This is a genomic window from Pantoea sp. RG18 (assembly GCF_025910075.1).
GTDB classification, from domain to species: domain Bacteria; phylum Pseudomonadota; class Gammaproteobacteria; order Enterobacterales; family Enterobacteriaceae; genus Pantoea; species Pantoea agglomerans.
In genome coordinates, this window is sequence record NZ_JAPCIL010000002.1 from 1233974 (window position 1) to 1247260 (window position 13287).

The 13287-nt window shown below is 56.7% G+C and carries 10 protein-coding genes; 4 read left to right on the forward strand and 6 right to left on the reverse strand.

What is annotated here, in order from left to right:
* Positions 1-87: 87 nt before the first annotated feature.
* The 5 genes from astE to OK409_RS06265 are packed head-to-tail and all read right to left on the reverse strand — an operon-like array spanning position 88 to position 6173.
* Positions 88-1083 (reverse strand): succinylglutamate desuccinylase, encoded by a 996-nt coding sequence (gene astE, locus OK409_RS06245; RefSeq protein WP_264366869.1) that lies wholly within the window; start codon positions 1081-1083, stop codon positions 88-90.
* Between the two features lie 50 nt (positions 1084-1133).
* Complete coding sequence (gene astB / locus OK409_RS06250) at positions 1134-2462, reverse strand: N-succinylarginine dihydrolase (protein ID WP_033757456.1); 1329 nt, start codon at positions 2460-2462, stop codon at positions 1134-1136.
* The gene (gene astD / locus OK409_RS06255) at positions 2459-3928 is read right to left on the reverse strand and encodes a succinylglutamate-semialdehyde dehydrogenase (RefSeq protein WP_163637141.1); all 1470 of its coding nucleotides are present in this window, start codon (positions 3926-3928) and stop codon (positions 2459-2461) included. The genes astB and astD overlap by 4 nt, the downstream gene beginning before the upstream one ends.
* Complete coding sequence (astA, locus tag OK409_RS06260; RefSeq protein WP_010245743.1) at positions 3925-4956, reverse strand: arginine N-succinyltransferase; 1032 nt, start codon at positions 4954-4956, stop codon at positions 3925-3927. The genes astD and astA overlap by 4 nt, the downstream gene beginning before the upstream one ends.
* The gene (locus OK409_RS06265; RefSeq protein WP_010245746.1) at positions 4953-6173 is read right to left on the reverse strand and encodes an aspartate aminotransferase family protein; all 1221 of its coding nucleotides are present in this window, start codon (positions 6171-6173) and stop codon (positions 4953-4955) included. Before OK409_RS06265 ends, astA begins: the two co-directional genes overlap by 4 nt.
* A 927-nt stretch (positions 6174-7100) precedes the next feature.
* On the opposite strand from OK409_RS06265, the gene OK409_RS06270 reads away from it, so the two are divergent.
* A complete protein-coding gene (locus OK409_RS06270) occupies positions 7101-8174 on the forward strand; it encodes a porin (RefSeq protein WP_022625766.1) in 1074 nt (357 codons plus the stop codon).
* Between the two features lie 76 nt (positions 8175-8250).
* On the opposite strand, the gene OK409_RS06275 is transcribed toward OK409_RS06270, so the two are convergent.
* Positions 8251-9807 carry a putative bifunctional diguanylate cyclase/phosphodiesterase gene (locus tag OK409_RS06275; RefSeq protein ID WP_052271691.1) on the reverse strand — a complete coding sequence of 519 codons (1557 nt, stop codon included), beginning with the start codon at positions 9805-9807 and terminating at the stop codon, positions 8251-8253.
* 552 nt (positions 9808-10359) lie between these two features.
* On the opposite strand from OK409_RS06275, the gene OK409_RS06280 reads away from it, so the two are divergent.
* The 3 genes from OK409_RS06280 (at position 10360) to OK409_RS06290 (ending at position 13023) form a co-directional block, all read left to right on the forward strand.
* Complete coding sequence (locus OK409_RS06280) at positions 10360-11904, forward strand: methyl-accepting chemotaxis protein (RefSeq protein WP_045140425.1); 1545 nt, start codon at positions 10360-10362, stop codon at positions 11902-11904.
* A 321-nt stretch (positions 11905-12225) separates the two neighbouring features.
* Entirely contained in the window at positions 12226-12720 is a 495-nt protein-coding gene (locus OK409_RS06285; protein WP_163637143.1) for a MarR family winged helix-turn-helix transcriptional regulator, read from the forward strand.
* A 102-nt stretch (positions 12721-12822) separates the two neighbouring features.
* Entirely contained in the window at positions 12823-13023 is a 201-nt protein-coding gene (locus OK409_RS06290; protein WP_194709459.1) for a hypothetical protein, read from the forward strand.
* The last annotated feature ends 264 nt before the right edge of the window (positions 13024-13287 follow it).

Genomic DNA, 13287 nt, shown 5'->3' on the forward strand with positions numbered 1-13287 from the left:
AGGGTTACGACAGGAAAGCGGAAGCCGATCTTCCACTTTTCCTGTCGGTTTTTTAGCGCCGATGGTCTGCGCTGTTAACAACCGCTATCAGACCGGCAGCGCCTGGGTCTGTTCGCTCTCTTCAATCAGCATCAGTCCGGCACGCAGCCCGGCGGCCACGTTAGGGTTAGGGAACAGCACATACTCCCGCGCCTGCTGCACGTAATAGCGGGTGCTACCATCTTCCGCCAGCAACGTCCCCTGTGGAAACGCGGTAAAGTTCAGCGTTTCCGGCGACATATGCAGCGTAAAGTGCTCACTCAGTCGGGTGATCTGCTGCGCGACCCGATAGTGACGCGGTTTAACCGCCGCCGCAGGCAGCGCTTCGCCATAGAGTAAAGACGCCAGCGCCTGCTGTGCCGCACTGAACTGACTGAGGTCGTTTTCGCCAAACGGCAGCGCTTTGCCCAGCTCCAGGGTACAACTGGCCGCACCGAAGTGCTCGCAGCTGAAGTGGGTAAAGGTGCCGCCCGGCGAGCGATGGAACACCAGCGCTTCCAGCCCGGCAGCGGCCAGCCAGTCAAGAAACGCGGGCGGCCAGGGGCGTTCATTGTGCGGCATTACGCCGAATTGAGGATGATAAGAGCCACGAATAGCCGTGTGCATGTCGAGATGCCAGCGCGTTTCATCGCACTCGCCCAGCTGCCAGAAGGTCTCCAGCGCCTGCTCCAGCCGCAGCACGCGGCGTGCCTCATCACCATCATCAATCTGCTGCCAGCGTCCGCCAAACAGCCGGTTAATGTCATAACGCACATAGCGCTTACCGGTGCGTAGCGCTGAGGGATTACCCAGAATCACCAGCATGCGCTGCTGTAACGGCTTTTCGCCCCGCAGCAGCGGATTAACCAGCTGGTTCACCATTTCTACCGGGGCCGTTTCATTGCCGTGGATCCCGGCAGAGAGCACAAGCGCCTGTTTAACCGGCACCGTCGGCTCCATCAACAGTATGCCGTGATACAACCATTGCCAGCGAAGATGCGCCGTTTCACCACTACGCTTACGCGGCACCTCGCCGGAGAGCGTTTGCTGTAAAAAGTCCTGCATCGTTCCTCCTTTTCGCCCTGAGCAGGCGGCAGCCTGTGCTGCCCCCTCCTTCACTGCTGAAATGCATATACATTTCCTAAGTCTAGCAGCTTCGTCAGTTCATCCAGCGCGTCGCGTCCCTCACGCAGCAATTGTGGGTCGACCAGATCGGCCTGGGTCAGGCGATCGCGGTAATGACGGTCAACCCAGTTATTCAGCGTGCTGAAGAGCCGATCGTTCATCAGCACCGCCGGATTCACTGCCTGCTGCTCCTGTGGTGTCAGCACCACCCGCAAACGCAGGCAGGCTGGACCACCCCCGTTATACATGCTTTCGCGCAGATCAAACACCTTCAGGGCTTTGAGTGGCGTGTCAGCCTCAACCTGTTCACAGAGATAGCGCCAGACACCCGGATGCTGACGTGACTCCTCCGGCAGCACCAGCATCATGGTGCCGTCGGGACGGCTCAGCAACTGACTGTTAAACAGATAGGTCTCCACCGCATCTTTCACTGACACCCGATTTTCCGGCACTTCCAGCGCCACAAAACCGGGAACGCGCGACCGAAGCTGCGCCAGCAGTTCAGGCTGATTAACAAAGGCGTGCTGGTGGCAGAAGAGCATCTGCTGATTACTTACCGCAATCACATCGTTATGGAACACGCCCTGATCGATCACCGCAGGATTCTGCTGCGCATACAGCACGCTTTCCGGTGAGAGCTGATGCAGACGGGCGACCGCCTCGCTGGCTTCCCGGGTCTGACGTGCCGGATAGCGCTGCGGGGCTTTGCCCTCATGGCTGCTGTCGCGGCCATAGACAAACAGCTGCACGCCGCGCTCACCATAGGCGCCGCCCAGTCGGTTATGGTTCGCCGCCCCTTCATCGCCAAACATCGCCACCTGCGGCAAAGCATCATGCACCGCAAAATGGCGATCGTCGCGGAAGATGGAACGCAGCAGCCAGGCCGTTTCCGGCGCTTCTATCGCACGGTGGAATTTGTTGTTAAGGTTCGCCACCGTCAGGTGAACCCGGCCATCAAGGCTGTCCGCTGACGGCGAGACCGTGGCAGCATTGGCGACCCACATCGCCGAGGCTGAACTGACGGCGGAGAGTAATCCCGGTGCAGTTTTGCCGGCCGCAGCCAGCACCTGCTCATCGCTGCCACCAAAGCCGAGCTGGCGCAGCGCCGCAATATTGGGCCGCTCATGCGGCGGGATCACCCCCTGAACGTAGCCCATATCGGCCAGCGCTTTCATCTTGAGCAACCCCTGCTTTGCCGCCAGACGGGGATTCGACGGCTGCAGCTGATTGCGGGTCGAGGCTTCGTTGCCAAACGACAGCCCGGCATAGTGGTGTGTTAACCCCACCAGCCCATCAAAGTTGGCCTCGGTTGCCTTCATGACGTCGTCTCCTGGGTGGAGAAATCGAGGCCCGGCGACAGCGTGGCGGGCAGCGTCAGGTCAGGCGTCTCCAGCGAGGCCATCGGCCAGGCGCAGTAGTCCGCCGCATACCAGGCGCTGGCGCGATGGTTGCCCGAGGCACCAATGCCGCCAAACGGTGCGGTACTGGCTGCGCCGGTCAGCGGTTTGTTCCAGTTGACGATACCGGCACGCGCTTCAAGCAGCAGCTGATCAAACTGCTGGCGTGAAGGCGAGATCAATCCGCACGACAGGCCATAACGGGTCTGGTTCGCCAGCGCTATCGCCTCTTCAAATGTCTCATAGCGGACTACGCCTAACAGCGGACCAAAGACCTCTTCATCCGGAATGCCCTGCACGCCGGTTAAATCGATAATACCTGGCGTCAGGATGGCACTGTGGCGATCCGGCCAGCGCATTTCCAGCAGCACCTCGCCGCCCGCCTCAACCCGCCGTTGCCACTCACCCATAATCTTCTCTGCTGCGCCGGTGGAGATCACGCTGCCCATAAACGGCTGCGGTTCAGTATTCCAGGCGGCGGGTTGCAGTCGCCCCGCCACCTCCACCAGTCGCCGCAGAAACGCATCCCCTGCATCGCCGCGTCTGACCAGCAGACGCCGCGCGCAGGTGCAGCGCTGACCGGCGGTTATAAAGGCTGACTGCAACGTGATGTTGACAGCCGCATCAGTGTCCGCCGGATCTTCAACAATCAGGGCATTGTTACCGCCCATCTCCAGCGCCAGCATCTTTTCAGGCTGACCGGCAAACTGGCGATGCAGCTGATAGCCGGTATGGGCGCTGCCGGTAAACAGCAGGCCATCAATCTGCTGACAGTTGGCCAGCGCCTGACCAGTCTCACGTCCGCCCTGTAACAGTGCCAGCACGCCGGCAGGCAGGCCCGCAGCCAGCCAGAGCTCAACGGTTTTTTCGGCGGTCAGCGGCGTCAGTTCGCTGGGTTTAAATACCACACAGTTGCCCGCCAGCAGCGCTGGAACGATATGGCCGTTTGGCAGATGTCCCGGGAAGTTATAGGGACCAAACACCGCCAGTACCCCATGCGGGCGGTGGCGCAGCGAGCTTTCGCCTTCATGCTGTTCACCAGTGCGGCTATGGTAGGCCTTCACCGAAAAGCCGATTTTGTTGATCATCGCGCCCACTTCGGTCAGCGCTTCCCAGCGCGGCTTGCCGGTTTCACGGGCGATGGTTTCCGCCAGCGCCGTTTTATGCGCCTCAAGCCCGGCGGCAAATTTCTCGACGATCGCCTGCCGTTCCGCCAGCGGGCGTCTGGCCCAGGCTGGAAATGCGTCGCGCGCCGCCTCACAGGCTGCGGTGACCTGAGCGGCTGATGCCGCGTGACCCTGCCATAACGTCTCGCCGCTGACCGGATCCGCTTTCGTCAGAATCTCAGCGTCACCGTCCAGCCATTGTCCATTTATCAGATGTGTCATGCTGTTTTCTCCTCTTTGCAGAGCGTCACCACGCGCAGGCTGTCGCCCGGCTGGCAATGGAGCGCCCGCATCTGTTCATCCGTGAGTTGCACGCTGTCGCTGTCAGCCTTTGCCGGAATCAGCGCCACACGGAACTGGCGATAATCGCTATTGGCAACCAGACAGAGCGGTGCATCAGCCGGGTTTTCGCCCCGTTCTGCGCTGCGCAGACGGCTTTTACGCACGGCGCGGATATGATCGATATCGCACTCCAGCGTCGGGCCGCCATCAAAAATGTCGACATAATTGAGGTAGCGGAAGCCCTCCGCTTCCAGTACAGCCCGCGCAGGCGCGGTTTGCGGATGGACCTGTCCAATCACCGCCTGCGCTTCCGGTGTCAGGTAGTCGATGTAGAGCGGATGTTTCGGCATCAGTTCAGCGATAAACGATTTCTGTCCGGTGCCACTAAGGAAGTCCGCTTTGCTGAATTCCATAGAGAAGAAGCGGCTGCCGACGCTCTCCCAGAACGGCGAATGGCCCTGCTCATCGCTGACGCCACGCATCTCGGCCACCACCCGGTTGGTGAAACGTTCACGGAAACTGGCCATAAACAGGAAGCGTGACTTCGACAGCAGATAGCCGTTTTTGCCATCACGGTAATCGGGATCGAGAAACAGCGTGCAGAGCTCACTGCTGCCGGTATGGTCATTACTCAGCGACAGAGTGGGCAGCGCGGCATAAACATTCAACTCTTTTGAGGCGTGCACCTGGGTACCGACGCGAAAGTTGTACCAGGGATCCTGCAGACCCACCGCCACCTCAATGGCGCAGATACCGACGGCGCGGTTATCTTCGCTGTCGGCCAGCACAAAGACATAGCCCTGTTCGGCACGTGGCAGAGAATCCTCCCAGGTCTGCAGCGATCGATCGATACGCGCCTGAAGCGTCGCGCTATCAACCGGTAACGAGGTCAGCCCGCCACCGGTTTTGCCCGCCAGCGCCATCAGCTGGCTTAAGTCATCGCGTTCAACCGGACGGATTACCATCATGATGTTGACCCTCGCACCAGGCTTTCACACACTTCGGCAAAGCGGGCCATGCCCAGCTTCACTTCCTGCTCACTGATATTCAGCGCCGGGGCAAAACGCACCACATTGGCACCCGCAATCAGCACCATGACGCCCATTTCCGCGGCGGCAAGGTTGATCGCTTTGGCTTTACCGGCAAAATCGTCGCTGAGCACCGCGCCAATCAGCAGGCCAAGACCACGCACTTCTTTAAACAGATGCAGACGCTGGTTGATCTCATCCAGTGCCGCAACAATCCACTGGTGACGTTCTGTTACACCCGCCATCAGTTCAGGCTGGTTGATCAGCTCCATGACTTTACCTGCCACTGCGCCCGCCAGCGGATTGCCGCCATAGGTGGTGCCGTGGGTGCCAACGCCCATCACCAGCGCCAGATCTTCGCGCGTCAGCATCGCACCAATCGGGAAGCCGCCGCCCAGCGCTTTGGCGCTGGTGAGCACATCCGGCGTGACGCCATAATGCATGTAGGCATAAAGCGAACCGGTACGGCCAACGCCACTCTGCACTTCATCAAAAATCAGCAAAGCCTGATGCTTATCACAGAGCTCACGCAATCCACGCAGAAACGCCGGATCGGCAGGCAGCACGCCACCTTCACCCTGAATCGGTTCAACAATGACTGCGCAGGTATGGTCATTAATCAGTTCAGCCGCCGCCGCCAGATCGTTAAACGGGGCATGCTGGATCTCTGGCGGCAGCGGCGCAAAATCTTTTGAGTAAGCGGGCTGACCACCGGCTGTTACCGTAAACAGGGTGCGGCCATGAAATGCATTCTTAAACGCCACGATGCCACTTTTATGCGGACCAACACGATCATGTGCCACCTTGCGCGCCAGTTTCAGCGCCGCTTCGTTCGCCTCCGCCCCGGAGTTACAGAAGAACACCCGGTCAGCGAAGGTGGCATCGATCAACTGCTTCGCCAGCCGCAGGATCGGTTCGTTGGTGTAGCCATTACCGGTATGCCATAAACGTGCGGCCTGTTCCTGCAGCGCCTGTTGTAATGCCGGATGCGCATGCCCTAACGCATTGACGGCGATGCCACCGGCGAAGTCGATATAATCTTTGCCGTTTTGATCCCAGACGGTGGAGCCTTCCGCGCGAACCGGTATAAAAGTCGCAGGCGCATAAACCGGCATCATCCATTGATCGAAATCGTGACGTGAAACGTGCAGTGCCATAACCCACTCTCCTGCTTTACTTTACCGGCCGGGTAAAGCTTATGTTTTAAAATTGTTAAAAGATGTTGTAGTGCAGCCCTACTGTAGAGTGCAGTTAACGTGCCAGCCAGAGAATTAATGCATAAAATGGTCTTCACGACGTAATATCAATGAGTTACATGCTGACAATATTCACTTAATTTGCATATATAGTGAATAGTTGTCTGATTGCAGCGCCAGAACCGGGTTTTAAACAGCAGAATTATGCATTCACGGGATGAAATATCGCTTTTGTGATCGCTGATAAATTATCTCTCCAGAAAAGCCCCTCCACTGCCCTGTTTTAGCGCAGTTTGCCTCGCGCTGGTGCAGCCATTACGCGGGGAACTCGCCCGGAAATGTCAGAACACCCTGGTTTTATTTAACAAAAGTTTTTCATTTCCCCCTGCAGACACATTAATCTGCGTATCTTTTTCAGGCTATTTTATAAACAGGCTGATCAATATTTAATCAGCAACTCTGACTATTATTCCGGAGGTGATTATCGGGCCAGAAAGAATATTCCAGAAAGATGAACAAATATTAATACGCAGACTAATGGTTAGGATAAAAGCCTTATAAGGCTATTCTTAGCGGATAATCACCCATAATTAAATCAGGGGTTATATTGATTTAAAAATGTACAAAAAAAGCCCATTTAAGACCACTACACACAAATACAATCCATTGATAAATATATATAAAATCAGATAACTCATGATTACTTATTAGAAGAAAATCTTATTACTTTACAATTTAATCTTCTGTTCCTGGCTGTTATTCATCAGCTGAATATAGACATCACATTTTGTTACTTTTATTGCACTTTGTAGTTTTACCTTTTTGTGTCATTTTCTTTTCACCCCATACCAGGGGAATAATAATTAATGAATACAGGGTAATAATTAAATGATGAAGCGCACTTTACTGGCGGCTGTCATGCCGTTACTGATCGGTCTCTCCTCCGCGCAGGCCGCAGAAGTTTATAACAAGGATGGCAATAAGCTGGATCTGGTCGGCAAGATTAACGTGTCACACCTCTTTTCTGACGATAACAACAACGATGGTGATACCTCCTCTTATGCCCGCTTTGGCTTTAAAGGCGAGACAAAGATTACTGACCAGCTTACCGGCTACGGTTTCTGGCAGTATCAGTACAGTCTGCATAACTCCGAGGGCAGTGACGCCCAGGCCACCAACCGTACCCGTCTGGGCTATGCTGGCCTGAAGTTTGGCGAGGCGGGTTCGCTGGATTACGGACGTAACTACGGCCTGGTCTATGACGTGCTGAGTTATACCGATATGCTGCCGTTCTTCGGCGGCGACTCCGGTTATACCGACGCCTTTCTCTCTGGCCGCTCAACCGGTGTGCTGACCTGGCGTAACAGCAATTTCTTTGGTCTGGTCGACGGCTTAAACCTTGCCGCGCAGTATCAGGGCAAAAACGATCGCAGCAGTAACATTGACGGCGTGCGTCGTTCCAACGGCGACGGCTTCGCCCTCTCCGCTTCCTATGACTTCGATTTCGGCCTGAGTTTTGCCGGCGCGTTTGCCAGCCTGGATCGCACCACGGCGCAGAACGCTGCCGCACGCGGAGAAGGCGAAAAAGCCCAGCACTGGGCGACCTCGGTGAAATATGATGCGAACCAGGTCTATCTGGCTGCCATGTACGGTGAAACGCTGAACGCCACGCCAATTACTGGCGGTTTCGCTAACAAAGCGCAGAACTTTGAAGCCGTGGCGCAGTATCAGTTCCTGAACGGCTTCCGTCCGTCCGTGGGTTACGTCTCATCCAAAGGCAAGGAAATTGAGAATATCGGCGATGCCGACATCATTAAATACACCGCCGTGGGTGCCACTTACTACTTCAACAAGAACATGTCGGTCTATGGTGAATACCGCATCAACCTGTTGAAAGATAACAATCCGCTTCGCCTGGCGACCGACGACATCACAGCCCTGGGTCTGATTTACCAGTTCTGATGTGACAGCGGGCCCGGCTCTGACCGCCGGGCCCGTTTTTTGTTTTAAACACGACCACAGAGAGTGTTACGCGCTTTCAGCCCAGCGACCTGACTAAGCTAACGGCCATCGCCTCTTCCTGCATCAATTCCTCCACGTTAGCGGACGCCAGCAACGTGGTGGCCTGCCCGGCAGGAACCGGACGGCTGAAGAGATATCCCTGACCATAATCACAGCCGCGCTTTCTCAGCCACCTCAGCGTGGCAACATCCTCAATGCCCTCAGCAGTAATGATCACATTAAGCCCCTGACAGAGTGCCAGCAGCGTTTCCACCACTTTTCGCTGCTCAGATCCGGTCACGATTCCGGCGATAAACGTCTGGTCAATTTTGATTTTGGTAATACCCAGCCCCAGCAAAACCGACAGGTTGGAGTAGCCGGTGCCAAAATCATCCAGCACCACTCCGATACCGGCCTCTTTCAGCAGACGGATCGCCTGGCGGGCATCGTCAGAAATGGCCATGACATTCTGTTCGGTGATTTCAAGTTCCAGCATTACCGGCCCGGCATGCTGCATAATGCTGGACAAACAGCTGGTCAGCGACGGTCTCAGCAACTGCTCCGGGGTAATGTTCAGCGACAGGCAGAGCCCGGCTGGCCATGCCCGGGTTGCACTGACAGCATCCTGCAGCAGCGCCACGGTCATGCTGTCCATCAACCCCAGCCGCTCCACCACTGGCAGAAACTCTGCAGGTGAAACCGTCTGACCGGACGCAGTGATCCAGCGCGCCAGTATCTCAAAGCCGGTAATGTTACCAGTGCGCAGTGAAACCAGCGGCTGCAGAAAGGGAACGATGGCATGTCCGCTAACGGCGGCAACAACCTCCTGCTCCAGCCTTTCCCGCTGGCGAAAGCGCAGCTCCATGTCCGGGGAGAATCGTGCCAGACAGGCGCACTTATCCTGCTTCGCCTCGTACAGCGCCAGATCCGCCGCCCGCACGACATCGGCCTGACCCGTGCAGGCTGAGCTGGCGATGCCTGCTGAAAGGCTCAGGAAGGTGTGCGGACCGGTCCGGATGGATACCGCATGCTGGCAGAAGCTTTCGGCGGCGGCCAGCGCCTGATCTGCCTGTGAAGCCTGGGCAACAATGGCAAATTCATCCCCACCGATGCGAAACACCTGACTCCCGGTATCCGCCGAAGCGATCAGCAGATTGGCCAGCGCGACCAGCGTGGCGTCGCCCTGACGATGACCGTTCAGGTCATTGATATTCTTAAAGTCATTGATGTCGAGCAGCGTCAGGGTGTAGGGCGTCCCGTCGGCATCAAGCGCAGCAATGTGTGCAGTGAACGATCGGCGGTTCATGACTCCCGTCAGCGCATCAGTTCCGGCCAGCCTGAGCGCATTTTTTTCCGCACGCAGCGTGTTGTGGATCAGACCCGCGATAAGCAGCGCCGGAATAATCATTGCCAGTCCGGCAAACGAGGTGGAGGTCAGGATAAACCGCAGCCGCTCGCTGGTTTCAAAATCGGGATCATAGCTCAGGCCCAGCAGGCTGGAGATCCACGCCTCGAGCCCGAATTCCCACAGCGTGGAGAGTAAAATGATGGTCGCAATATTCAGCATTGCGAGCCAGAAAAGTTTCAGGCGCATGCGTTAGTTCCCGGTGATGGAAAGTGTCAGAGTTTTGTTTTAATTTTCAGTAAAAAACCGGGGCGTACTTCTCATACAATGTCTGCTAAGCTGCCGACAATTATCACCCCTCCGCTATTTTTACTCATCGCATTCGCACGTTCTCACCCGCCTTACGGCAGTGAGGCAGACGTTCTGCGAAGCCCGATGCGTGTCGGTTACGTCATCAATGTCGAATAGTGTTCTATCGGCAGCAGCAGCCAGATTAACAGGCCCGTCCGGTTAAATTTGTGCATTCCGGTGTTTTTAACGGGTTATGACGCTGGCGTATCGCGCGGCTACAAAGCGCGAAAAGGCGCACATTCGTCAGGCGATAAAAAGCGATTTATCAGGATATTGGCCGGAATTTCGTTATCACTCCCGTTACGATTTTTGTGGCATAACGGGGTGGGTATACGTGCAGTTTTTAATTTCGTTAAATTAAATAGCGAACAATTTAGTTAAACGTAACTCTCCAGAAGTTCTCTCGCCTGCCGATACCGGTTTACCCAATGAACTCTTTCGGAACGAGAGATGAAAATTTCAACGCGCCTTAGCGCAGGTTTTGGCTTGCTTATTCTGCTGTTTATTATCTGTACCGGCACCGCGATTCACGCGCTGGATAGCGCTCGCGATGGTATGGACGAGGTGGTTAATGTCCGTTTGAAAAAGTACCAGACGGTGCTGGATATGCGCGGTGGCGTGCGGGATATGGCAATCGCGGTGCGTAACCTTGCTCTGCTGACCGATCCCGTTGCCATGAAGCCAGAATGGGAACGTCTGCAAAAACAGCGGACGCTCTACATCAGCAACCGCGAAGCACTCTCAGGCATGATGCAGACCGACCCCGGACAGGCAGGACGGGAGGCGATGAGCAGAATCGAGTCCACTGAAGAGGCCGCTCTCTCCACGCTGATGACCGCCGGGAAACTGGGGATGGAAAATCGTCAGCAGGAGGTCACCGACTATCTGTTAAAGGTGGCGCGTCCGGCTCAGCAGAGCCTGCTGAAGGCGATAAACGATCTGACCGAGCTTGAGATGCGCAGCAGCCGGGATGCGGTAGTGGATAACGGCATCGCTATCGCCCGCACCACCTGGATACTGATCATCCTGGCGGTGCTCTCCGTGCTGGCTGCCGTCGTCACCTGCGCGTTTATTGTGCGGATACTGATGCGCCAGCTGGGCGGCGAACCGGTGCAGGCTCAGACGCTGGCTGCTGCGATTGCCGCCGGTGATCTCACCTCGCCGGTCACGCTGCGCCGTGGCGACAGCACCAGCCTGCTTGCGTCGCTCAGCGGCATGCAGACCAACCTGCGCGAACTGGTTACGCAGATCAAAGGGGCATCCGCCTCGGTGGCGCTGGCGGCCGATGAGATTTCGCAGGGCAATACCGAGCTTTCATCCCGTACCGAGCAGCAGGCTGCTGCGTTGCAGGAAACGGCCGCCAGCATGGAGCAGCTCACCGCCACGGTAAAAAGCAACGCCGCGGGCGCGCAGCAGACTGCCGGTTCAGCGCGCGAGGCCGCCACCCTGGCCCAGGCGGGCGAAGCAGATGTCCAGCGCCTGTCAGAAACCATGCATGACATTTCGCTGAGTGCCGTTCGGGTACGCGATATTACGTCGGTGATTGAAGGCATCGCCTTCCAGACCAATATTCTGGCGCTCAACGCCGCCGTAGAAGCCGCGCGCGCTGGTGAAGAGGGCCGCGGATTTGCCGTGGTCGCGGGTGAAGTCCGCTCGCTGGCCCAGCGCAGCGCCACCGCAGCACGCGACATCAAGCAGCTGATTGAGCAGGCCGTGACGCAGGTCGAGGATGGCGTGACCGTAGCGGCCGGAACGGGTGAGCGCATCCTGAAGATTGTCAGCCGCGTCGGTGAACTGGCCGATGCTATGGACAACCTCTCCCTCTCCTCCGGTGAACAGATGCAGGGCATCTCCCAGGTCAGTATTGCGGTGAGTCAGATGGATGGCGTCACGCAGAATAACGCCGCGCTGGTGGAAGAGTCCTCTTCTGCATCGCAGTCACTGCTGGCCCAGGCGCGCGACCTGCGCGGTATGGTAGAGACCTTCACCGTATAAGCCCTATCGGCGGGCGGCTTCAGCCTGGGTTAAATGCTGAAATTGTCCTGCCGATCTTAGCTGCGTTGCACCCGGCGCACGTTGTGCGCAAGGGTTGCGACCGGTTATGTTGACTTCAATTTAATTTGACTCAATACTGTGCCGACTTTCAATCGGCGGCGCAGCTAAAGGCTTTTTCTCCCGCTGCGATAGCGCTTAAAAGTCTGGTGTCTTACACCAGAAAGAGATGCTGCCGAAATCAACATCTCCCCGAGATACTATTCGCGAGACTTCACGGCTGACCAACAGCCTGGGGTCTGGCTGTCCCACCCCGGACTCAGAATGAGTAAAGATATGAATGACGAACCCGCGGGGATCTCCGATACGCCTCCCGCCAGTGCAGCGCCTGAAACCATCGACCAGTTTCTCTGCTTTGCGCTCTATTCCGCCTCACTTGCCATGACAAAGCTCTATCAGTCGCGGTTAAAACCGCTGGGTCTGACCTATCCGCAATATCTGGTGCTGCTGGTGCTGTGGGAGAAAGATCGCCTGACCGTCTCTGATATTGGTGCACGTGTCCGGCTTGATTCCGGCACGCTCAGCCAGCTTCTGAAGCGGCTTGAAAGCGGGGGCATTATCTGCCGCCAGCGTGACACGGGAAATGATGAGCGCCGGGTACTGATCTCCCTGACAGAACAGGGCCACCAGCTTAAAGTCGCGGCGGCTGGCGTCCCGGCTGATATGATCTCGGTGATGGATACCGCCTGTAGTGAACTTGGTGAGCTGACAACCCAGGTGGCAACGCTGCGCGAAAAGCTGCTTAAGGCCCTGCCATGATGCTGGCTTATAAAAAACCTGTGACCAGGCTGATAAAGCTGAATCGCCTGAGTGTTGCCTCTTCAGGTGCTATTCAACAGAACGGTTGCGCTGGAGTTTCTATTGAGTACCGATAAACCGGCAGATATGGCTGACGTCCATGCCGTTGTAGGGCAGGCCGTGTCGAGCCTGCTGAAGTCAGGCAAGACGGCAGGCTTACAGGACATAATTGCATTCCTGCAGCATCAGCAGGCACGGTCGGTAAACGGTCAGCGAGAAGTCTACGCCAGAGCGGTGCGTATTGTGATGAGCATGGTTAACTGATAACCGGGCCGCTGCGCTAAACGGCGGCGCTGCCCGCGCCTTCTTAATATCAATACCCTGCCCGCAGCGCAGCGTCGTTCCTGCTTTCACCCGGCGATTCCCGCTGTTATTTCAGGATCAATAGTGATGTCACTCTGCCGCACCCGCGCCTTCGTCAACCCGACAACTTATCTCTGCCAGTAACCGCTGTCGGGCCTGCAGACGTTAACAACGCCGTCTGCACACCACCGCCGCTATTCACTCCCCCCAATCCTTTCTGTGCAG

Coding starts and splice junctions, on each gene's coding strand:
- astE (WP_264366869.1), bottom strand. CDS start 1,083: ATGCAGGACTTTTTACAGCAAACGCTCTCCGGCGAGGTGCCGCGTAAG.
- astB (WP_033757456.1), bottom strand. CDS start 2,462: ATGAAGGCAACCGAGGCCAACTTTGATGGGCTGGTGGGGTTAACACAC.
- astD (WP_163637141.1), bottom strand. CDS start 3,928: ATGACACATCTGATAAATGGACAATGGCTGGACGGTGACGCTGAGATT.
- astA (WP_010245743.1), bottom strand. CDS start 4,956: ATGATGGTAATCCGTCCGGTTGAACGCGATGACTTAAGCCAGCTGATG.
- OK409_RS06265 (WP_010245746.1), bottom strand. CDS start 6,173: ATGGCACTGCACGTTTCACGTCACGATTTCGATCAATGGATGATGCCG.
- OK409_RS06270 (WP_022625766.1), top strand. CDS start 7,101: ATGATGAAGCGCACTTTACTGGCGGCTGTCATGCCGTTACTGATCGGT.
- OK409_RS06275 (WP_052271691.1), bottom strand. CDS start 9,807: ATGCGCCTGAAACTTTTCTGGCTCGCAATGCTGAATATTGCGACCATC.
- OK409_RS06280 (WP_045140425.1), top strand. CDS start 10,360: ATGAAAATTTCAACGCGCCTTAGCGCAGGTTTTGGCTTGCTTATTCTG.
- OK409_RS06285 (WP_163637143.1), top strand. CDS start 12,226: ATGAGTAAAGATATGAATGACGAACCCGCGGGGATCTCCGATACGCCT.